The organism is Desulfocurvus sp. DL1XJH-121, assembly GCF_054819825.1.
In genome coordinates this window covers 1-21,208 of sequence record NZ_JBTVWW010000036.1, presented here as the reverse complement: position 1 = coordinate 21,208, position 21,208 = coordinate 1, and the positions used below count along the sequence as shown (strand labels likewise).

General features: G+C 68.2%; 20 protein-coding genes. 13 read left to right on the top strand and 7 right to left on the bottom strand.

Annotated elements, in window-relative coordinates; genetic code table 11:
• Positions 1 to 97: 97 nt before the first annotated feature.
• From ACYYG1_RS16540 to arsB, 3 genes are all read right to left on the bottom strand, one after another.
• Complete coding sequence (locus ACYYG1_RS16540) at positions 98 to 778, bottom strand: 4Fe-4S binding protein (protein ID WP_461211441.1); 681 nt, start codon at positions 776 to 778, stop codon at positions 98 to 100.
• A gap of 142 nt (positions 779 to 920) precedes the next feature.
• Positions 921 to 2,123: an anion transporter gene (locus ACYYG1_RS16535; protein ID WP_461211440.1), complete on the bottom strand. Its 1,203-nt coding sequence runs from the start codon at positions 2,121 to 2,123 to the stop codon at positions 921 to 923.
• 76 nt (positions 2,124 to 2,199) lie between these two features.
• Positions 2,200 to 3,294 (bottom strand): ACR3 family arsenite efflux transporter, encoded by a 1,095-nt coding sequence (gene arsB / locus ACYYG1_RS16530; RefSeq protein WP_461211439.1) that lies wholly within the window; start codon positions 3,292 to 3,294, stop codon positions 2,200 to 2,202.
• 226 nt (positions 3,295 to 3,520) lie between these two features.
• Between arsB and ACYYG1_RS16525 the strand changes: the two genes are divergently transcribed.
• Genes ACYYG1_RS16525 through ACYYG1_RS16515 form a run of 3 tightly spaced genes read left to right on the top strand, consistent with a single transcriptional unit; the run spans position 3,521 to position 5,126 of the window.
• A complete protein-coding gene (locus ACYYG1_RS16525) occupies positions 3,521 to 3,955 on the top strand; it encodes a PaaI family thioesterase (protein ID WP_461211438.1) in 435 nt (144 codons plus the stop codon).
• A gap of 2 nt (positions 3,956 to 3,957) precedes the next feature.
• Positions 3,958 to 4,437, top strand: a complete 480-nt coding sequence (locus tag ACYYG1_RS16520; RefSeq protein WP_461211437.1) for a GNAT family N-acetyltransferase — start codon at positions 3,958 to 3,960, stop codon at positions 4,435 to 4,437.
• Between the two features lie 29 nt (positions 4,438 to 4,466).
• Entirely contained in the window at positions 4,467 to 5,126 is a 660-nt protein-coding gene (locus ACYYG1_RS16515) for a class I SAM-dependent methyltransferase (RefSeq protein WP_461211436.1), read from the top strand.
• On the opposite strand, the gene ACYYG1_RS16510 is transcribed toward ACYYG1_RS16515, so the two are convergent.
• The 4 genes from ACYYG1_RS16510 to ACYYG1_RS16495 form a co-directional block, all read right to left on the bottom strand.
• Entirely contained in the window at positions 5,101 to 6,078 is a 978-nt protein-coding gene (locus ACYYG1_RS16510; protein ID WP_461211435.1) for a DMT family transporter, read from the bottom strand. The genes ACYYG1_RS16515 and ACYYG1_RS16510 overlap by 26 nt on opposite strands.
• Positions 6,079 to 6,143: 65 nt before the next feature.
• Positions 6,144 to 7,016 (bottom strand): AraC family transcriptional regulator, encoded by an 873-nt coding sequence (locus tag ACYYG1_RS16505; RefSeq protein WP_461211434.1) that lies wholly within the window; start codon positions 7,014 to 7,016, stop codon positions 6,144 to 6,146.
• 138 nt (positions 7,017 to 7,154) lie between these two features.
• On the bottom strand, positions 7,155 to 9,164 hold the full coding sequence (locus ACYYG1_RS16500; RefSeq protein ID WP_461211433.1) for a hypothetical protein: 2,010 nt from the start codon (positions 9,162 to 9,164) through the stop codon (positions 7,155 to 7,157).
• A gap of 154 nt (positions 9,165 to 9,318) precedes the next feature.
• Positions 9,319 to 10,635, bottom strand: coding sequence for a malic enzyme-like NAD(P)-binding protein (locus ACYYG1_RS16495; RefSeq protein WP_461211432.1), 1,317 nt, complete (start codon positions 10,633 to 10,635; stop codon positions 9,319 to 9,321).
• Between the two features lie 284 nt (positions 10,636 to 10,919).
• Here ACYYG1_RS16495 and ACYYG1_RS16490 point away from each other — a divergent pair, with 284 nt between their 5' ends.
• The 10 genes from ACYYG1_RS16490 to ACYYG1_RS16445 all read left to right on the top strand — a co-directional run bounded on the left by ACYYG1_RS16490 (position 10,920) and on the right by ACYYG1_RS16445 (position 20,474).
• Complete coding sequence (locus tag ACYYG1_RS16490) at positions 10,920 to 12,494, top strand: glycosyltransferase family 9 protein (protein ID WP_461211431.1); 1,575 nt, start codon at positions 10,920 to 10,922, stop codon at positions 12,492 to 12,494.
• Positions 12,495 to 12,547: 53 nt separating this feature from the next.
• Positions 12,548 to 13,156, top strand: coding sequence for a DUF8043 domain-containing protein (locus ACYYG1_RS16485; protein WP_461211430.1), 609 nt, complete (start codon positions 12,548 to 12,550; stop codon positions 13,154 to 13,156).
• A 1-nt stretch (position 13,157) separates the two neighbouring features.
• Positions 13,158 to 13,517, top strand: coding sequence for a hypothetical protein (locus ACYYG1_RS16480; RefSeq protein ID WP_461211429.1), 360 nt, complete (start codon positions 13,158 to 13,160; stop codon positions 13,515 to 13,517).
• A gap of 479 nt (positions 13,518 to 13,996) precedes the next feature.
• Positions 13,997 to 15,283, top strand: coding sequence for an L-serine ammonia-lyase, iron-sulfur-dependent, subunit alpha (locus ACYYG1_RS16475; RefSeq protein WP_461211428.1), 1,287 nt, complete (start codon positions 13,997 to 13,999; stop codon positions 15,281 to 15,283).
• Positions 15,280 to 15,660: a RidA family protein gene (locus ACYYG1_RS16470; RefSeq protein ID WP_461211427.1), complete on the top strand. Its 381-nt coding sequence runs from the start codon at positions 15,280 to 15,282 to the stop codon at positions 15,658 to 15,660. Before ACYYG1_RS16475 ends, ACYYG1_RS16470 begins: the two co-directional genes overlap by 4 nt.
• 37 nt (positions 15,661 to 15,697) lie before the next feature.
• A complete protein-coding gene (dctP, locus tag ACYYG1_RS16465) occupies positions 15,698 to 16,714 on the top strand; it encodes a TRAP transporter substrate-binding protein DctP (RefSeq protein WP_461211426.1) in 1,017 nt (338 codons plus the stop codon).
• A gap of 96 nt (positions 16,715 to 16,810) precedes the next feature.
• Positions 16,811 to 17,344 (top strand): TRAP transporter small permease, encoded by a 534-nt coding sequence (locus ACYYG1_RS16460; RefSeq protein WP_461211425.1) that lies wholly within the window; start codon positions 16,811 to 16,813, stop codon positions 17,342 to 17,344.
• Positions 17,338 to 18,642 (top strand): TRAP transporter large permease, encoded by a 1,305-nt coding sequence (locus ACYYG1_RS16455; protein WP_461211424.1) that lies wholly within the window; start codon positions 17,338 to 17,340, stop codon positions 18,640 to 18,642. The genes ACYYG1_RS16460 and ACYYG1_RS16455 overlap by 7 nt, the downstream gene beginning before the upstream one ends.
• 187 nt (positions 18,643 to 18,829) lie before the next feature.
• Positions 18,830 to 19,453, top strand: a complete 624-nt coding sequence (locus ACYYG1_RS16450; protein WP_461211423.1) for a GntR family transcriptional regulator — start codon at positions 18,830 to 18,832, stop codon at positions 19,451 to 19,453.
• A gap of 97 nt (positions 19,454 to 19,550) precedes the next feature.
• Positions 19,551 to 20,474, top strand: a complete 924-nt coding sequence (locus ACYYG1_RS16445; protein ID WP_461211422.1) for a pseudouridine synthase family protein — start codon at positions 19,551 to 19,553, stop codon at positions 20,472 to 20,474.
• Positions 20,475 to 21,208: the final 734 nt, after the last annotated feature.

Sequence of the window (21,208 nt, the reverse complement as noted above, 5' to 3'; positions counted from 1 at the left end):
TCTTTTCAACTCCAGCCGTACCCCAACCAAGGGCGGCATGACCACGCTCATTTCATGGCCTACTGTCAGGTGATAACTATCTCAGCACATACAACTATTACATGGTCTCAGATAACCTAATGGCCTCCTCGGGGCAGGCCAGGATGCAGGAGCCGCATTCGTCGCAGCGTGAGCCGTCGATGGTGTAGGGCGCGCCTTCGATGACCGCGTCGAAGGTGCAGGCGTTGAGGCATGCGCCGCAGGCGATGCATTTGTGCGGGTCGATGTGCGGGCCGGGTTCGTTGACCGTCTCGCCGCCGAAGGCGATGCGCCAGCGGTCCAGCTTGTGGTCCTTGTGTTCCTTCTCGAAGTCGAAATCGAATATCTCGCCTTTTCCTTTATATATGCAGAAGGAGCGGATGGCCGGGTAGCGTTCCTGATCCTCGGCGATGAACAGGTGGATGGCGCTGCCCGCGCGGGCCTTGGCGCGCACCTCGTCCAGGTCCTCTTCCCGGGCCTCGCCCGTCAGGCGCAGGGTGTAGCCCGGCGCGAAGCAGGGCTGGCCCACGGCGTTCTTGCCGGTCTTCTGCGCCGACGGGTAGATGCCGCATAGGGCCACGCGCGGGTCGGCCTTGAGCTGGCGGTACATGGGCTTGGTGGTCATGGTCAGGAAATGGACGCCGTCCCCGTCGCACCCGCACGCGCTCACGATGCGGCTATGCGGCACGCCCGCCTCCACGGTGGTCAGGGACAGGGAGCCGATCTTTTCCAGGGCCGCGTAGAATTCTTGCAGAGTCATGGTCCGTCCTCGCGTTTGATGTCCGTCCGTCAAGCATAGCCCAAAGCAAAGCCTTCAGAAAGGCATCCAATATGTAGAGGGATTCCAAAGGGGATTATCCCCTTTGGCGGGGAGCGCGAGGGGCGGCGCCCCTCGCATCCCCTCAGGCCGCCAGAACCCAGGCCAGGGCCAGGGTGGCCAGGGTCACGGGCACGCCCACGCGGGCGTGTTCGGCCCAGGAGATGCGCACGCCCAGGCGCGCGGCCTGGTCGATGACGATGATGTTGGCGATGCTGCCCACCACGATGAGGTTGCCCGCCAGGGTGCTGGACAGGGCCAGGAGCGTGCCCATGCCGGGGTCGTGCACCAGGGGCAGGAGCAGCATCACGGCGGGCACGTTGGACACGAGGTTGGAGAGCGCGGCCGCGCCCACGTAGAGCCTGCCCGGGGACGACGGGTCCAGGCCCAGGCCGCGCAGCCCGTCCAGCAGCAGGGTGAGCGCTCCGCCCGAGGCCAGGGCGTGGTTGACCACGAACAGGCCCACGAAGAGCACCAGCAGCTGCCAATCCACCAGCCCGAGCATGGTGCGTGAGGCCATGCGCCGCGAGAGCAGCAGCACCCCGGCGGCCATGAGCGCGGGCGTTTCGCGGCCCTGGCCGCCCAGGAGGAAGGCCGCCACCAGCGCGGCCAGCACCGCGACGCCCTTGGCCGTCTGCCAGGGGTTGAAGGCCGGGGCCTCCACTTCGGGCTCGGGAAGGTCCGTGGCCCAGCGCCCCCGGTAGGCGAGGGCGATGACGGCCCAGACCGCCGCGAGGCCCAGCACGGCGCAGGGCCCGGCCGTCGAGAGGTAGCCGTCGAAGGGCAGGCCCATGACCTGGCCGATGAGCATGTTCTGGGGGTTGCCGATGAGGGTGGCCGCGCTGCCCACGTTGGCCGCGCAGGCCAGGCCCAGGAGCAGGGGCACGGGGTTCAGGCCCCGGCGGATGCCGCCCTGGGCCAGGATGGGGGCCATGGCCAGGCAGACGATGTCGTTGGCCAGCACGGCGGACAGCCCCCCGGCCACGGCCACCACCAGGGCCAGGAGCGCGGCGGGCCGCACCCGGGCCTCGGCCATGCGCCGGGTCACGGCGGTGTAGAACCCGCCCAGGCGCAGCTGGGCCGAGAGCACCATCAGGGCGAAGAGCAGGGCGATGGTCGGCACGTCCACCGCGTCCCAGGCCTCGCGCGGTGCGAGCCGCCCGGCGGCCAACAGCGCGATGGCCCCGCACAGGGCCACGCCCGTGCGGTCCAGGGCCAGCCCGGGCACGCCGCCCAGGATCATGCCGCAGTAGACGAAGGCGAATATGCCGACGGTCAGGATGTCCATTGCCGCCCCTCCTCGGTTCAGTGGGTTCGCCGGGTCTACAGCAGCGGCGGGGGCGAGTAAAGGGGGGCGGGCTGCGTCACTCGGGCTTGCAGGACACGTGGCACACGCCCAGGGGCGTGTTCACCGCGTGGGGGAACCAGCGGCTGCGGATCCAAAGGGCCACGTTGACCAGGGCGATGAGCACGGGCACCTCCACCAGCGGCCCGATGACCGCGGCGAAGGCCTGGCCCGAGTCGATGCCGAACACGGCCACGGCCACGGCGATGGCCAGCTCGAAGTTGTTGGAGGCCGCCGTGAAGCTCAGGGTGGCGGACTGCTCGTAGTTGGCTCCGGCCCTGTGCGAGAGCCAGAAGGACACCAGGAACATGACCAGGAAGTAGACGCACAGGGGCACGGCCACGCGCACCACGTCCAGCGGCAGCTCGACGATGAATTCGCCCTTGAGGCTGAACATGACCAGGATGGTGAAGAGCAGGGAGACGAGGGTGACGGGGCCGATGCGGGGGCAGAACTCGGTCTCGTACCAGTCCCGGCCCTTGAGCCTGACGCCCGCGACGCGCGTGGCCAGCCCGGCCAGGAAGGGGATGCCCAGGTAGATGAACACGCTCTGGGCGATCTGGCCGATGGAGATGTCCACCACCGCGCCTTCGAGGCCCAACAGCGGCGGCAGCAGGGTGATGAAGAACCAGGCGTAGACCGAGAAGAACAGCACCTGGAAGATGGAGTTGAAGGCCACCAGCCCGGCGCAGTATTCGCGGTCGCCCCCGGCCAGGTCGTTCCAGACGATGACCATGGCGATGCAGCGCGCCAGGCCGATGAGGATCAGCCCCACCATGTATTCGTGCTGCCCGGAGAGGAAGGCCACGGCCAGGGCGAACATCAGCACCGGCCCGATGATCCAGTTCTGGACCAGGGACAGGGCCAGGACCCGGCCGTTCTTGAAGACCTGCCCCAGCTCCTCGTAGCGCACCTTGGCCAGGGGCGGATACATCATCAGAATCAGGCCGATGGCGATGGGGATGTTGGTGGTGCCCACCTGGAAGGCGTCGATGACCCCGCGCACCCCGGGCCAGGCGTAGCCCGTCATCACCCCCGCGAACATGGCCAGGAATATCCACAGGGTCAGGAACCGGTCCAGGGTGGAAAGCCGCTTGGCGGCGGTGGTCGTCATGGCAGCGCTCCGGGTTGGAGTGGTTGGCTTTCGCGGGGCGCGTGATGCGCCGCTCCTTATTTGGCTATTTCGCCAAACGAGGGCAAAAGTCAAGTCCTATTTGATTGATAGGAGATTACGCGCGGGAATTATCGGCCCGGTGGCGGGGCTTTGCAAACGCCCCGCCTTGCGTCCTGCGGCGGGCGAGGCTAGGGTGGGGGGCGAATTCGTTCTGGTGAGGAGATTCATGGGTATCGACATCGAAGAGTACACGGACATCATCGAGAACCGCCTCCCCTTCCACGCCTTTCTGGGCATCAAGGTCCGCCATCTCGGCGAGGGCGCCTGCCGCTTGGCGATTCCTTTCCGTCCCGAGTTCATCGGGCACGTGGGCTGGGGCGCGCTGCACGGGGGCGTCATCTCCACCCTGGTGGACGTGGCGGGCGGCGCGGCCTTGCAGACCCTGTTCGGCCTGGACGCCAAGCTGGCCACCATCGACCTGCGCGTGGACTATTTGAAGCCCGCCCTGGGCTGCGGCCTGGAGGCCGAAGCCCGGGTGCGCCTGTCGGGCAACCGCGTGGGCAATTCCCACGTGACGGTCTACGCCGAGGGCGACCCCGCGACGGTCCTGGCCGAGGGGCGCGGGGTCTACAACATCCGCCTTGCTGGCGGGCGGGGATAGGCGTGCGCGTGCGGGCGGCGGACGCGGGCTGGCCCCTGATCCGGGCCGCCAGACCCGCCGACCTGCCCGCCCTGGAGGCCATGCTGCGCCGCACCATGCCCGTGGACTACGCCGGGATCATTCCCCCGGCGGTCATGGCCTCGCGCGTGGACGAGATGGTCGCCGCCCTCAAGGGGCGCTGGCCCCTGGTCTTGACAGCCGTGGCGGGCGGGCGCGCGGCCGGGGTGGCCCTGGTGCGCGACGGGATGCACCTCAGCCTGGTCTGGGTGGATTCCAGCTTCCGGACCCAGGGCGTGGGCTCCCGCCTCCTGGACGCCGTCGAGGACTGGACGCGCTCCCGGGGCGGGACGGGCATGACCCTCAACGTGTACCGCGACAACGCGGCGGCCGTGCGCTTCTACGAGCGCCGGGGCTGGGCCGTGGCCCGGGAGTACGTGGGCCTGGTGGGCCGGGTGATGCTGGTAATGGCCAAGGAACTGTAGACGGACGAAACGCCCGGAGGCGATGGGATATGCTGGCTGAAGTGGACGGCGCGCAGGTTGCGCAGAAGTTTCTGGTGGAGTTCATGGAGCCCGACGGGATGGACGTCCTGGAGGTGGGCTGCGGCGACGGGCGGCTGACCGCGCAGCTCGCGGGCTGGCCCGCCACCTACGCGGCCGTGGATACGGACGAGGCCAAGCTGGAGGACGCCCGCAACCTCGTGCCCGAGGTGGCGTTCTCCCTGGGCTCGGGCGAGGCCCTGGACTTCGCGGACGAGAGTTTCGACGTGGTGCTGTTCTCCATGTCCCTGCACCACCAGGACCCGGAGCTGGCCCTGGCCGAGGCCCATCGCGTGCTGCGCCCGGGCGGGCGGGCCGTGGTCCTGGAGCCTGTGGCCTTCAGCGAGGCCGAGCGCGTGACGCGCCTGCTCTTCGACGAGCAGGAAGCCTACCGCCGCGTGCAGGAGGCCATGGCCTCCGGCCCCTTCGCGGAGCTCAAGCGCGAGCTGTTCCGCACCGAGATCCGGTTCCCGGACCTGGACGGCATGCTCGAGGATCTCTTCGAGCGCTACCACACGGACTTCGATCCGGACCTGGCCGAGGCCATGGCCGACGAGGTGGGAGACAAGGCGTCCGACGCCCCGCTGGTCCTCAACCGCGACCTGGTCATCGTCCTTTTGGGCAAGGTCTAGCGGCTTCCCAGGCCTTTTTCCCGTCTTTCGTACGGCTTTCCGGGCGCGTCCGGGGCATACGCTTCGGGCGCGCCGTCACGTACCATATCCCCGCCATCACCAGCCCGCAGCCGCCCAGGGCCGCCGGGGACGGGCGTTCGCCCAGCACCAGGGCCGAGAAGGCCAGCGCGGACACGGGCATCACGGCCGTGAACACCCCGGCCGTGCCCGCGTCCACCCGCGCCACCCCGGAAAACCAGAACAGATAGGCCGCCGCCGTGACCACCAGCCCGTAGTAGGCCACCACGCCCCAGGCCGCCAGCGGCGCCGCCGCGAAGTCGAAGCCCCGCGCCTGGACCACGGCCCCGGGTGTGAACAGGACCAGGCCGAAGACCGTCATCAGCGTGGACACGGTGAGCGGCGACACGGGCTCGGGCACGGCCTTGCGCAGGAGCAGGAACATGGACTCCGCCATGACGGCGCAAAGCACCAGCATGTTGCCCGCGAGGCCCCCGGCGTCCGCCGGAATCCCCTGCGCGGCGCCCTGGAGGTTCACGGCCATGATTCCGGCCACGGACAGGGCTATGCCCGCCACGGCGCGGCCGGGCAGGCGTTCGCGCAGGGCGATGAGGGCCGTGAGGCCCATGCAGGCCGGGGTGGTGCTGGTGATGATCCCGGCCGATCCGGCGCTGGTGCGCGCCAGCCCGGCCAGGAGGAAGACGTTGAACAGGAACGAGCCGCACAGGGCCTGGGTGAAGAGGATGGCCCAGCTGCGCCGGGACAGGCGGGGCAGGCCCTCCACGGCCAGGGTCAGGGGGACCATGAACGCGGCGGCGAAGGCGAAGCGCAGGGCGCTGGCCAGGTGCACGGGCAGGTCCTGGATCATGAGCTTGCCCGCCACCACGGAGCTGCCCACGATGAGCATGGCCATGGTCAGGTTCAGGCAGGCCCGCAAGGGGGGGCGCTGGGACATGGGTTCTCCCGGACCGGCCAGGTTTTGGCCGCGCGCGTCGCGCGGGCCGGCCGGTCGGGAGCAGGCTAGCCCGCGAGGGCGGGGCGGTTTTGCAGGAACTTGCGGTATTGCCCGGGCGTGAGGCCCAGGATGCGCTTGAAGGCGTTGGTCAGGTGGGCCTGGTCCGTGAACCCGGTTTCCTGGGCCACGTCGGCCAGGCGCGCGTCCGTGGCCAGCAGGCGGCGCGCCGCGCGGATGCGGGCGTTGAGCAGATAGGCGTGGGGCGGCGCGCCCACGGCCCGGCGAAACACGCGCACGAAGTGGAACGGCGAGAGGTTGGCCAGGGCGGCCAGGTCGTCCAGGGACAGGTCCTCGCCGTAGCGCCCGTCCATGCATTCCCGGGCCAGGGCCACGCCGCGCGGCTCGGGCCCGGGCTCCGGGGCCGGGCGGCGCGTGTCCGCGTGGCGGGAGATCCACAGGGCGAGCATCTCCAGGAGCGAGGTCTGGCGCGCCAGGAGCGGGGCCCCGGGGCTGTCCAGGAGCAGGTGGCAGGCGTGCACGCGCGCGGCCAGCCCCGGGTCGTGCAGCACCCCGGCGGCGAAGTCCGGCGGGGCCACGGCCCGGCCCGCGGCCTGGGACGCCGCGTCCTCCACCACCCACGGGTCCAGGTAGAGCATGCGGTAGGCCCAGCCCTGGCGCAGGTCCGCGGCGTGGCCGTCGTGCATCTCGCCGGGCACCGTGAGGTTCACGCTGCCGGGCACGGCCGTGAACTCCCGGCCCAGGAAGCTGAAGCGCATGGCCCCGCGCATGATCACGCCCACGGCGTAGCGGCGGTGGAAATGCCGGGAAAAGCGCTGCCGCGTGAAGCGCGCGGTGAGCAGTTCCACGCCGGGCACGCTGGGCCAGCTCACGCGGGCCTGGTCGGGCATGGTTTGCTTGTGCGTGGTTTCCAGGGACATGGTCACTTCCGGGCCGGGGGCCGTTTCTCGGGGCGTACAGGAACGCGCCAGCGCGCGCAAGGGCGGCGGCGTCCATGCCCGGCTCATAGCCCCCGTGGGGCGTGCGGTCTTGTAAAAATTTGCTTCGCGCCCCGGGGCTCAGCCAGCGGGGGCCGCCGCGGTCGCCTCGGCGGCGCAGCAGCGGTTGAAGTGCGGGATCACCGCGCGGTAGCGCTCCACGGCGTCCAGGATGGACTCCACCAAGGTCGAGGGGAGCGTGACGTCCAGGTCCAGGGGCCGCGCGCGCACGTGGTCCGCCAGGAAGGACTGCATGTTGACCATCAGCGCGGTCTGCAGGATGCGCCCGTCCTCCGGGCCCCAGCCCGGCTCCGCGCGGGTGAACATCTCGTCCAGTGTGCCGCGCGACAGGGACAGGCAGCGCGAGAGCAGGGTGCGGTCCGTGTTCAGCTCCTCGCCGGGCTCCTCGTAGCGGTGCATGCGGAAGTCGCGCAGGGTGTCCAGGGGCGCGCGTTCGTCCATGGCCTTGAGGCTGGCGGCCAGGGCGTCCATGTCCTCGGGTTTGGCCTTGCGGCTCCTGTGCAGTTCGGCCAGGGCCCTGTCGCCCCAGAATTTCAGCAGGTTGGGCAGCACGTCCTTGCCCGGCTTGGCGGCCAGGGCGCGTTTCAGGTCGCGCCGGACCCTGCCCACGGTCTGGGCGGCCAGGGCGCGCACCTGGCGGGACACGCAGAGGTTGTTCATGAACACCAGCCCACGCCCCGTGGTGCCCAGCACGTCGCCGAAGTCCAGGCCCTCGGCGGCCAGGCCGCGCAGGTAGTCGCTGTCGGCCTTGAGGCTGCGCCGGTCGATGCGCGGGCAATGGCCGGTCATGGCCGCCTTGAGGCGCTTGAGCCTGGCGTCGGACAGCTCGTCCAGGATTTCGGCGATGTCCGCGGACACCAGCTCCATGTCGCGGTAATACTCCGGCCCTTCGCCCACGGCCAGGTCGCGCAGGCGCGCGAGCCGCCCCTGCATCTGCTCGATGGTTTCGCGGTGCTTGTCCGCCACCTTCCGGGCCGCGCGGGCGCTGTGCTCGCCCCGGCCCAGGGCCAGCAGGGTGTTGATGCGCAGGGTGTTCACGTCCACGGTGCGCTCGGGCTCGCGGTGCTCCTCGATGAAGTCGTCGCCCAGGCCCAGCACAGCGCAGATGCGCCGGAACTTGCGCAGCAGGTTGTAGGCCGTCTCTGGGGGCAGGTCCCGGACGAAGCGGGACCAGTGCGCGCCGTCCCAGACCCAGCGCATGGATTTCAGCTCCATGTCCCGGCCGCCCGGGCATTCGGCCAGGGCGTGCACCGTACCCTCGGGTGTCTCCTGCTCGTGCAGGCGGTAGAGGACGCGGTCGTTGAGGTGCACGGGGGTGCCGCTCGTTGCGCCCCAGGCCTTCAACTCCCTGGGGCCGACCACCAGGTCCCCGGCCGTGCGCTCGGATCCCGAATACAGGCGCATGCGCCCGGTCAGGGAGCCGATGCAGGTCTCGCAGCGGAGCTGGGTGGTGTCCGCGTAGAGGGAGCCGCGCAGGGCCATGCGGTGCCCCGTGGCCGGGGTGTGCCCGCGCAGCAGGAACTCGCCGTGCACCTCGCGGATGTCGGGGATGACGATGGCCGCGGCCCCGGCCTGGAAGATCAGGTCCCCGAACCAGACCCCGTCGCGGAAGGGGATGCGCCCGCGCAGCCGCGTCTGCGGGTCCTCCACGCGCAAACACTTGGCCTCCAGGGCGTCCAGGAATTCCGCCCAGCGCCGGGCCGCGTCGTTCTCGTCGGGCACGAACACGTCCGGGGGGAAGGGCAGGACCCCGTGGCTGCAGGATATGGCCGTGAGGGTCCCACCCTCGCGCTCCTTGAGCTTGTCCTGCACGTCCGCGGATATCTCGCGCACCAGGGTCTCGGAGCGGCCGGCGCGCACGGCCTCCACGATGCGCCGCTGGGCGCTGTTCAGCTGCCTGCCCTGGGTGCGCTCCACCACCTTGCCCACCCCGAGCTCCACGATCTGGATCAGGTCCAGGGCGGCCTCGTCCGTGCCGCCGGCCTCGCGCATGAGCGCAAAACGCTCCACGAGCAGGTCCCCGGCCTTGGAGGGCATGGGAAAGGAGGAGAAAATCGCTGCTGGTGCCATGGTGCTCGAACAGTAGCCCATGGCACAGGTTCCGGGCAAGAGAAAAGCGGGTTTCGCCCTGTGCCGCGCGGGAAAAATCCTGGCACAAGCGGAAATGAAAAAAGGCCGCCCCCCGGGAAGGGGGCGGCCTTGGAATGCGTTTTCCGGCCGGGGGCTAGAAGTCCAGGCCGTAGGCGTCCACCACCAGGTCGACGCGCTTCTTGGATTCCTCCAGGCGCTTGCGCAGGTCCTTCTTGTACTGCTCGATGTCCAGCTTGATCTGGGCCACACCCGTGTCCATGGCGGCCTGGGCCACGGCCGAGGCCTCCCACTCCAGCACGCGGGCGTCGAAGGGGCAGGGGATCACGTATTCCGGGCCGAAGGACAGCTTCTGGCCGTAGATGGCGCAGATCTCGTCCGGTACCGGCTCCTTGGCCAGGTCGGCCAGGGCCTGGGCCGCGGCGATCTTCATCTCCTCGTTGATGCTCGTGGCCCGGCAGTCCAGGGTGCCGCGGAAGATGGAGGGGAAGCCCAGCACGTTGTTGATCTGGTTGGGGTAGTCCATGCGGCCCGTGCCCATGATGGCCTCGGGGCGCGCGGCCTTGGCGTCGGGGTAGGAAATCTCCGGGTCCGGGTTGGCGCAGGCGAAGATGATGGGATCCTTGCCCATGGACTTGACCATGTCCTGATTGACGGCGTCCTTCACGGACAGGCCCAGGAACATGTCCGCGCCCTTCATGCAGTCGGCCAGGGTGCCGCAGTCCTTGGCCTGGGCGAAGAATTCCTTCTGGGGATTCAGGTCCGTGCGGCCCTTGTGGATCAGGCCGCGCGAGTCGAACATGAAGATGTTCTCCCGCTGCACGCCCATCTGCACGTAGAACTTGGTGCAGGCCGTGGCGCCCGCGCCCGCGCCCGAGACCACCAGCTTCAAGTCCTCGATCTTCTTGCCCGAGATCTCCAGGGCGTTGATGATGCCCGCGCCGGAGATGATGGCCGTGCCGTGCTGGTCGTCATGGAACACGGGGATGTTCATCTCGGCCTTGAGGCGCTCCTCGATGTAGAAGCATTCCGGGGCCTTGATGTCCTCGAGGTTGATGCCGCCAAAGGTCGGCTCCATGAGCTTCACGGCCTCGATGATCTTGTCGGGGTCCGAGGTGTTCAGGTTGATGTCGTAGACGTCCACGTCGGCGAAGGACTTGAACAGGCAGCCCTTGCCCTCCATCACGGGCTTGCCCGCGGCGGCCCCGATGTTGCCCAGGCCCAGCACGGCGGAGCCGTTGCTGACCACGGCCACCAGGTTGCCGCGCGAGGTGTATTCGAAGGATTTCGCCGGATCCTCGGCGATGGCCAGGCAGGCCTTGGCCACGCCCGGGGAATAGGCCATGGACAGCTGCTTTTGCGTCCGGCAGGGCTTCGTGGGGATGACTTCGATTTTCCCCTTGCGACCCTTGGAGTGGTAGTCGAGGGCTTCTTGCGTGCTGAACAGTGCCATGGAGTGCCTCCCTTTAGGCTGTTGGAAAATATACGCTGCTTGGTTCGTTGCTGACTGTCGGGCCCGCGCGCGCCCCGCGCGGGGCGTCCGGTGGTCCGGTGGTCCGGCGGGCCGTGAGGGGAAAACTATTGCAGCCCCGTGCGGAATGCAAGCCTTCTCGGCCCTTGCGGGCTTGGCCCGGTTCTTGATCCCTCTCCGGTGCGCGGCGCGGCCCGGAACCGGGCGCGGCGGACATGTTGCGTTTAACGCTTTGTATTTCAATGAAATATCGAGGATGTATCCCCGTGAGGACCCTTGTCATCAATTTGACCCGCTTCGGCGACCTCCTGCAGACCCAGCCCGTGCTTTCGGGCCTCAAGGCCCGGGGACACGAGACCGCCCTGATGTGCCTGGAGAATTTCGCCCCGGCCGCGGAGCTGCTGCGCGACGTGGACCACGTGGTTCCCCTGCCCGGGGCCTCGTTCCTGGCCGCCCTGGACCGCGACTGGCGCGAGAGCCTGAACATCCTCTGGCAGTGGGGCGCGGGCGAGTTGCGCTCCTTCGCGCCGGACCGGGTCCTGAACCTCACGGCCACCCTGCCGGGCAGGCTTCTGGGCCGTATGGCCGGGGGAGCGGTGGGCGGCTTCGCCATGGACGAGTTCGGGTTCGCGGACAACACCTCGCCCTGGGCCGCGTTCCTGCAGGTTTCCTCGCGCAACCGGGGCTGCTGCCCCTATAACCTCGTGGACCAGTTCCGCCGCGTGGCCGGGCTGAACGGGGAGGGCGCGGGCTTTCACCTGGCCGACCCGGCCCCCCGGGCGCGCGAGGCCGTTCGCGCGGCCCTGGCCGGGGCCGTCCCGGCGCAGGCCAAAGGCTTCGTGGCCCTGCAGCTGGGCGCCAGCGCCGAGGCCCGGCGCTGGCCCGTGGAGCATTTCGCGGCCCTGGCGCGCATGCTTTGGGAGTCCCACGGCCTGGCGGCCGTGCTCCTGGGCAGCGCGGGCGAGGCCGGACTGGGCGAAAAGTTTTCCGGCCTGGCAGCAAGCCCGCACGCGAGCCTCATCGGGGCCACGGGCTTCGTCGAGCTGGCCGCTGCGCTCTGCGAGGCGCGCCTGCTGGTGACCAACGACACGGGCACCATGCACCTGGCCGCCGGGCTGGGCGTTCCGCTCTGCGCGCTGTTCCTGGCCACGGCCCAGCCCTGGGACACGGGGCCCTACGCCGCGGGCAATCTCTGCCTGGAGCCGGACATGGGCTGCCACCCCTGCGGATTCCAGGCCCGCTGCGGCATGGACGGGGCCTGCCGCAAGAGCGTCGGCCCCGGGGTGCTCCATCATTATATAAGGGGCTACCTGGACACCGGGGACTGGCCCGCGTCCGAGGGCGGCCCGGCCGGGGCGCGCGCCTGGAAGACGCAGCTGGAGCCCGACGGCAGCATGGGCCTGGCGTCCCTGTCCGGCCACGAGGCCGACGACCGCACCGTGTGGGTGCGCATGCAGCGGCATTTCTATCGTCAAATTCTCGACGAGGCCCCCGCGTCGGCGCCGCCTTCCTTCGCGCCCCTGTCGCGGGACGCCCTGGGCGAGGCCCTGTCCGTGCTGGAGCCCGCGCGGGGCCTGTTGTTCCTGCTGGCGCGCCAGGCCGAGACCATCGGCCGCGTGCCCGCGCCCGGGGTGCGGGACAGGTTCCTCGGCAATTTTGAGCGCTTGGCGGCACTTTTGTCCGACAGCAGATTGTTCTCCGTGCTCGGGGACATGTGGCGGCAGGAGTCCCAGAGCGTGGCGGTCGATTTCGCGTTTCTGCCCCGTCTCATCGGGCGTTACCACGGGCTGGCGGCAGCCTGGGAGGACGCCCTGAAGGAAATGGCACGGGAATTGAATTAATGACGTCCAGAGGTGCCTTGCGCACAATTTTTCCTATTCCAAGGAGGAGAGAGATGATTGTTATCGATGGTCAGGAAAGCGGCCTCAAGGTCAACAACTTCACCAATCTGGAAGACCTTCTGGTGAAGGTTATGGGTGACGATTCCCTGGAGAACAGGATGGTCACCGACGTGTTCGTGAACAAGGAAGCCTTTTCCGAGATCTACCCCCACCAGGCCGAGGACATCTCCACCGACGAGATCGAGAGCGTGGAGATCGTGACCATGGCCGTGCCCGAAATGGCCGCCAACATCGCCGGCGAGCTGTACAAGGTCGTGCGCCTCATGGGCCACGGCTGCCGCACGGTGGCCGACCAGTTCCGCCGCGGCGACGACGCCGAGGCCTTGGAGCTGTACCAGGACCTGCTGGACGTGACCCGCGACTTCCTGGGCATGATCGGCGTGCTGCGCGACGAGTTCGCCATTGGCGACCAGGCCCTGATGCAGGAGAACATCGAGGAGATCACCAACCTGTTCTCCGAGATGATCGAAGTCAGCGAGAACGAGGACTGGATCCTGTTGGCCGACCTGCTGGAGTACGAATTCCTGGCTTCCGTTGAGAAGTGGAAGAAGGTCATCGCCGACATCCGCGAGGACATCGATACCGCTTCCAAGGCGGCCTAGCATGTCCGAATGCCTGAGCTTGCTTGATCAGGCCCTCGACCTTGGCGAACGGGAGCTGGAGTTCCTGGACGCCGGGGACGTGGACAGCCTGGACACCACGGTCAAGGAGCGCAGACGCCTCATCGAGGAGGCGGACCGCTTGCGCGGCGAGGAAAGCGTGGACGTGGACCTGCTGGTGGAGAAGCTGCACAAGCTTCGCAGCATGCAGTCCGCCCTCACGACCAAGGCCCGCAGCCTGCACGAGACCCTGACCGACGATCTGTCGCGCATCCGGCGCGAGGGGCGGCGCCTGGCCGGCTACGGCAAGGCCAGCAAGATCACGCCCCTGTTCGGCAGGCGCTTCATGAGCAAGAAGGGCTGAGCACCTTTTCGTGATACTTTCTCCTTCCTTGCGCCCCGCCCCCGCATAGGGGGCGGGGTCGTTTCGCTGCATCCGGGCCTGGCGGCCCGGAGCACCTCGCGGCCGGCGCGTCCGGCCCCGCCGCAATCCCTGTCTTCCCGCATTGCGCCTTCGCCCGTCCCGGCGGCGTGAGGAACCTTTCCCTCGCGTCATCCAGGTGGCGTGGGGCCCCCTTCGTTGGCCCCGCCCCGGCACGGATGGAGCCGAAACCTACCTTTATATAAGATTTTTCTCCTGCTATTTCAGTCTATAAGGTGAATCATGCCGGCCTTTTCGCCAAGGGTCGTTGACATGAATATCGAGTTGATGCATCGTGAATTCAACATAAATTCACAACGAATTTTATCTGCCGCCGAGCTCGCGGCCAGTGCGGGGGGCCGAGGCCGAGAGCCCGGCGCCGCGCCCCGAGGCAAGGGCGGCTGAATCGAACAGGAGGAGTCGTGGAACCCAAAACCCTATTGAGCACGATTCGGGATGAATTAGCCGAGACCACGGGGTGCACCGATCCCGGCGGCATCGCCCTGGCCGCAGCCGCCGCGGCGCATGCCCTGGGCGGGCCCGTGGAGCGCATCGGGGTCACCCTCAGCCCCGAAGTCTACAAGAACGCGGTGAGCGTCGGCGTCCCGGGCACGGGGCGGCGTGGCGCCGTGGTGGCGGCCGCCCTGGGGGCCTTGCTCTGCGAACACTGCGGCGAGGGCCTGGCCATCATGAACCACGTCTCGCCCGGGGTCGTGGACGCCGCGGCGAAGATGGCCGAGAGCGGCTCGGTGCGGGTCGGCTATGACAACGCGTGTCCGGACAAGCTGTACATCCGGGCGGATGTGCAGGGCGGCGGGTCGAACGCCCTGGCCGTGGTCCAGGGAGACTACGACGCCGTGGTCCGGGTGGCCAGGGACGGCCTGGTACTGCCCCCGCCCGACGACGGGCAGCGGGCCGCCGTCGACCTGACCACGACCTTCGACCTGGACGAGGCCCTGGACGCCCTGGAGCTGATCCCGGTGCGGGACCTGGCCTTCCTGCTGGATGCGGCCGAGATGAACAAGGCCGCGGCGGACCTCGACGGCCTGCGCTTCGGCGCGTCCCTGGCGGCCATGGCCGAGGGCCTGTCGGGAGACCGGCTCTGCGCGGCCCTGGGAAAATTCTACACGGGCGCGGCCGTTGAGGCTCGCATGATCGGCCTGGTGCGGCCCATCACGGCCATCGCGGGCAGCGGAAACATCGGCATCATCACGCTGCTCGGGATCATGGGCGTGGCCGAAGCCCTGAAGACCCCGCGCGAGGACGTGATCCGCGCCCTGGCCGTGAGCACGGTGGTGACCATCGCGGTCAAGCGCATCCTGACCCGCATGACCAACGTCTGCGGCTGCACCGTGGCCGGAGCCTCGGGCGTGGCAGCGGGGACCGTGTTCCTGCTGGGCGGGGATCGGGCGCGCATGGGCAGCGCGGTGCAGGCCGTGATCGGGGCCTTCGGCGGAGTGATCTGCGACGGGGCCAAGGAATCCTGCGCCTACAAGGCCTCGGCCACGGCGGGCAACGCCATCGAATACGGAATAATGGCCGTGCGCGACGACGTGGCCATCCCGCCGGGCATGGGCATCGTGGGCGTCTCCCTGGAGCGGACCGTGGCCAACCTGGGCAGGTTGAACGAACAGGGCATGCGGGCCATGGGCGACTGCGTGCTGGAGATCATCAAGGGCAACTGCAACGACGTGGAGAACAAGCAATGAGGAAGATCATTCACACGGACAACGCGCCCGCGGCGGTGGGCCCGTATTCGCAGGCCGTGCGCCATGGCGGGCTGGTGTTCGCCTCGGGCCAGGTGGCCATCGACCCCGCGAGCGGCGAGATCGTCGGCGGCGGGGTGGCCGAACAGACCGAACTCAGCCTGAGCAATCTGCGGGCTGTTCTGGAGGCCGCGGGCAGCGGCCTGGACAAGGTCCTGAAGTGCAACGTCTACCTGGCCGACATCAACGACTTCGACGCCATGAACGCCGTGTACAAGAAGCATTTCAAATCGGATTTTCCGGCCCGTCTGACCGTGGCCGTGGGGAGCATGTTCGGAGGCTTGGCAGTGGAGATAGACGCCATTGCCGCTGTGGAATAAAAGAAGGGAGTTCAACACATTAGTATTAGTGGAGGACATGATGCGAACGACGACGAGACTGACTTGCGTCCTGGCTTGCTGCCTGCTGTTGCTGATGGCCGTTCCCACTGGAACCCTGGCCGGAGAACCGTCCTACAACCTGAAGCTCGCCCAGCTCTTCGCCCCGGACAGCGACCTGGGCAAATCCGCGCGCCAGTTCGCGGCCCTGGTCAAGGAGAAGTCCGGGGGCCGGATCATCGTCAACGTGTTCGACGGCGGCCAGCTCGGCGGCCAGAAGGAAGTCTACGACGCGCTGATGCGCGGCAGCATAGACTTCAACATGGACTGGCCCATGACCTCGTACAACTCCAAGCTGGCCGTGGTCTTCACGCCCTATATGTTCACCTCCTGGGAGCAGGCCAAGCTGGCCTACGCCGTGCCTGACGGCTGGCTGACCAAGGTCGTGGGAAAGGTCTTCGAGGAATCCAACATCAAGTATCTCGGACCCTACCCCTACGAGTTCAGCGGCGTGACCCTCAACGCGAACGCGGCCACCACCGCCGAGAAGGCCAGCGGCGTCAAGGTCCGCGTGCCCCCCATCGAGCCCTTCATGTCCGTGTGGGAGGCCCTGGGCTTCATCCCCACGCCCATCGACTACGCCGAGACCCCCACGGCCATCCAGACCGGCGTGGTGGACGGCCAGGTGGGCGGCGGGCCCGAGCAGGCCTGGAGCGACTTCCGCGACGTGTCCAAGTACTACGTCCATTATAAGGATTACTTCTCCTGCGCGCAGTTCATGATGAACAAGGACCTCTGGGAGCGCATGTCCAAGGCCGACCAGCAGCTCATCACCGAGTGCGCCGCCAAGGTCATCGCCGACCGCTTCGTGCAGGCCGAGGCCTCGGAACAGAACTACATCAAGGAACTCGGTAAGTCCGGCGTCAAGGTCGTCTATCTGAACCCCGAAGAGGCCGCCGCCGCCAAGAAGCTGGTGCGCACCAAGGTCTGGCCTCGCCTCGCCAAGCTCGTGGGCGACGACATCATTGCGAGCATCAAGGCCAACGCCGAGAACTAACCGTTTGCCAACAGTCCCGGCCCGGAGTCCGCTCCGGGCCGGGACCCATCCAGCCGGAAGCGCGGGCCCGGCCCGCATTCCCGCAGGAGTGTCGAGATGAAGAGGATACTGGAAACGCTGACCTGTCTGGAAGGCTGGCTGGCCCTGGTGCAAAAGGTCGTGCTGGCCCTGTCCGTGGGACTTATCGTGGTGCTCATCGTGCTGGGGATCTTTCTGCGCGTGGTCCTGCAGAGCCCGCTCTTCGGGGTCGAGGAGATCGCCCTCATCGCCGGCATGTGGCTCTATCTCATCGGCGCGGCCTACTGCACGCGCGAGCGCAGCCATATCCAGGCCAGCATGGTGCACCTGCTGCTCAAGAATCCCCTGCACCAGGCCATGGTCCGCTGCCTGGCCAGCGGGATCAGCGTCTTCCTGGCCCTGGTGATGGCCAAATGGGGCTACGACTTCGTGGCCTGGGGCCTGACCCACCGGTCCATCACCCCGTCCCTGGGCATCAACTACCTCGTGCCCCAGAGCGCCCTGTTCGCCGGGGCGGTGCTCATGGTCCTGTATTTCGCCCTGGAGCTGGCCGACAACGTGCGCAGCGCAGCGGGCATCGCCGCCGGGCGAGGGGAGGGCGGGTCATGCTAGGCGTCCTCTTCGCCCTGGGCATCATCGTGCTGCTCCTGATCATCGGCGTGCCCATCGGGTTCGCCTTTGCCGGGGCCGCCCTGTTCCTGACCATGTACTTCAGCCTCGATCCGGGCCTGCTCCTGCCCAGCGCCTTTTTCCAGACCTATTCCGTGGTCCTGCTGTCCCTGCCCATGTTCATCTTCGCCGGGCGGATCATGGGCGCCGGGGGCATCGCCACCCCGCTCATCAACCTGGCCGAGACCCTGGTGGGCAGGGTCCGGGGCGGGCTGGGCATCGTGCTCATCGCCACCTGCGCCCTGTTCGGGGCCATTTCCGGCACGGCCTCCTCGGCCGTGGCGGCCATCGGCACGGTGATGATCCCGCGCATGGAGGAGGCCGGGTATCCCCGGGGCTACACCACGGGGCTCATCAGCACCTCCTCCCTGGTGGGGCAGCTCATCCCGCCCAGCGTGCCCATGATCCTCTACGCCTGGATCACGCGCCAATCCATCGCCGCCTGCTTCCTGGCCACGGTGGGGCCGGGCATTCTGATGGTGGTGCTCTACAGCATCATCAACTGCTTCATGTGTTCCAGGATCTCGAGCATCAAGGTCGCCCCCGCCCTGGGCCTGGCCGATTCCCTGCGCGAAGTGGGCCGGGCCGGAACCCACGCCAGCTTCGCCCTGATGATGCCCGTGCTCATCCTGGGCGGCATCTACGGCGGCGTGTTCACGCCCACGGAGGCCGCCTCCGTGGCCACCCTGTACGCCATTCCCGTGGGCTTCTGGATCTACAAGGGCCTGACCCTCAAGACCCTCTGGGAGACGACCATCGACGCGGCCTCCACCATCGGGGCCATCGTGATCATGTTCCTGTTCATCCTGGTGGTCAGCCGGGTGTTCACCATGCAGCGCGCGCCGCAGATGATCGTCAGCACGCTCCTGGACATCTCCGACAACAAGATCGTCATCCTGATGATGGCCAACGTCTTCCTGATCCTCGTGGGCATGATCATGGACGACATCAGCGGCACCCTCATCGCCGCGCCCCTGCTCCTGCCGCTGATGGTCAAGATCGGCGTCAGCCCGGTGCAGTTCGCGGCCATCGTGGGCACCAACCTGGCCATCGGCGCCAACACGCCGCCCACCGCGCCCATCCTGTACCTGGCCGGGCGCATAGGCGAGGTGTCCATAGAGGAGTTCATCAAGCCCGTGACCATACTGCTGCTGTTCGGGTCCGTGCCCGTGGCCCTGGCCACCACGTATTGGCCCGATCTGTCGCTGTTCCTCCCCAGGCTGCTGGGCTACGTGCCCTGATGCCACCTCCATGCCGGGCGGCGGAGCCGGGGACGGTCCCAGGCTTCGCCGCCCCGGACTCAGGGGGGACGGGCGCAACCGTTGAGTTCTTGCCGGCGATGGGGTAGTGTCCCTCGTTTGCCGATTGGAACGGCAAGAGCGAGGCCCCGGGCGCGTTCCGGGGATCATTCCGTGGAGGCCCGTGCCTATGACGTCGCGCCAGGTATACGAGCAGCTCAAGCAGCGCATCATCCTGCTGGAATTGCCGCCCGAGACCATCCTCAACATCAGCGAACTCGCGCAGCAGTTCGGGGTCAGCCGCACTCCGGTGAAGGAGGCCCTCATCGTGCTGCAGGCCGAGGAATGGCTGGTGCGCTACGGCATGCACTTCATGGTCACCCCCCTGAGCCTGGAGCGCATCAAGCAGATCACCGAGGTCCGCTCCATCCTGGAGGTGGAGGCCAACTTGCTGGCCCTGCGGCGCATGGACGAGCCCACGCGCCGGAGCATCGGCGACCTGCGCGAGCGCATCGACGGCCTGGACGCCACGGCCACCAACCTGGACATGGTCACCACGGACATGGAGCTGCACCGCAGGCTGTACGCGGCCACCAGGAACGCCCAGCTTTCCCAGGTCCTGGACCACTTGCTCAGCCATTACCTGCGCTTCTGGCTGTCCCTGCCGCACCGCATCGAGCGGGAGTCGTTCTTCGACGACACCCTGGAGATCATCGCCGCGGTGGAGAACGACGACGCCGAGACCCTGCGCGCGCTGTCCGAGCACCATGTGGCCCGTTCCGCGGACTACATCGTGCGCATCTTCCTCAAGTAGGACGAAGTCCGGGACGAAGGCCGGGCGCGGCCCCGGGCCGCCCTGGCGGCCGCCCGGCCCCTTGGCAGGCGCGCTCGGCCGGGCTACAAGCCTGTTCATGACCCATGAGACCCACGGCGCGCAGCCCGCGCCATCCTCCGCCCCCGTTGTGGCCGCTGTCCCCGAGGACATGCAGGGCCGCCGCCTGGACCAGGCCCTGGAACTGCTCCTGCCCGACGCCGGCCTGCGCGGCCGCAAGCGCGTCTGGGAGCGCTTCGCCGTGCTCGTGGACGGCCGTGCGCGGCCCAAGGGCTATCGCGTGCGCGCGGGGCAGTCCCTGGAGCTGCGGCCCCTGGACGGGGAGGGCGGCGCGCCCCACGACGGCCCCCCGGAGATTCCCCCGGGCGTGCGCGTGGTGGCCCAGCGCACGGGCTACATGGCCGCCCTGTTCAAGCCTGCCGGGGTGCACAGCGAGTCCCTGGCGGGCCGCCCCGGGCCCACGCTGGAGGCCTGCCTGCCCCTGTTCTGGCCGGGGCGGGAGGCGCGCCTGGTGAACCGCCTGGACCTGCCCACCTCGGGCCTGGTGCTGGCGGCGCTCTGCCCCGAGGCCGCCGAGGCCTACCGCGCCCAGGAGGACGCCGCGCAGGCGGAGAAGGCCTACCTGGCCCTGGTGCGCGGCGCGGTGGACGGGCCCCTGGTCCTGACCCGGGCCCTGGACACCGCCGACCGCAAGCGGGTGCGCGTGCTGGCCACCGACAGCCCCGACCCCCTGCGCCATACCCGGGTGGAACCCCTCGCGGCCCTGCCCGGGCGGGACGCAACCCTGGTGCGCGCCCTGATCCGCAAGGGCGCGCGGCACCAGATCCGCGCGCACCTGGCTGCCGCGGGCCTGCCCATCGTGGGCGACCATCTCTATGGAGAGGGAGAGGAGGGCGGCCTGTATCTGCACCATTTCCGGGTCAGCCTGCCGGATTTCCAGGCCGTGGCCGAGCCCCTGTGGCCCGAGTGGGAAACCCTGGGCGTGCCCAGGGACTCCGTCTGAGGCCGGAAACAGGGCTGCCGGCGTCTTTGAACCACAAAAAATATCGTTTAAATTCGTTGTGTTGCGAGTTGTTTTCTGATCGTGCCGTTTTTCCTGTTGACCTTGGTGGGCGCTTCGGTCATAACCCCTTCCGCGTTGACCACGGGGCCTGACGGCCGCCACCAACGCGGACTTGAAAAAAAGCCTTCTCAAGGGGTTGACGCGGACCGCCGGTCCGGCTAGAACCCCCTTCCCGACGCGGACAAGAGCCACAAAGGGATTTGAAAAAAGATCACAGGATGGCGTTGACGGAAGCACTGCTTCCACGTAGAACGCCATCGCCGCTCCGGGCTCCGGAGCGGTCCGGAAAAAAACTTCCGGCAGGGGTTGACGCGGACCGCTGGTCCGGCTAGAAACCCTCTTCCCGATGCGGGCAAGACCCGCAGGGATATTTGAAAAAAAGATTTCAGGATGGTGTTGACGGGAGGTCTGCTTCCGCATAGAACACCATCGCCGCTCCGGGTGACCGGGGCGGTCCGGAAAAACTTCCGGCAGGGGTTGACGGGGCCGACGGTTCCGGTTAGATACCCCCCTCGCAGCGGGCGCAAGCCTGAGGCGAGTTGAAAAAGCGAGAGTCTGGGTTGACTCACTCCCTGGAGAGAGTTAGCGTGTACTTTCCCCGCTAAGGCGGAAGCCCACAAGGGCAGCGTTCTTTGACAATTAAATAGCGAGTTGGGAAAACCTGCTTTAGGCAG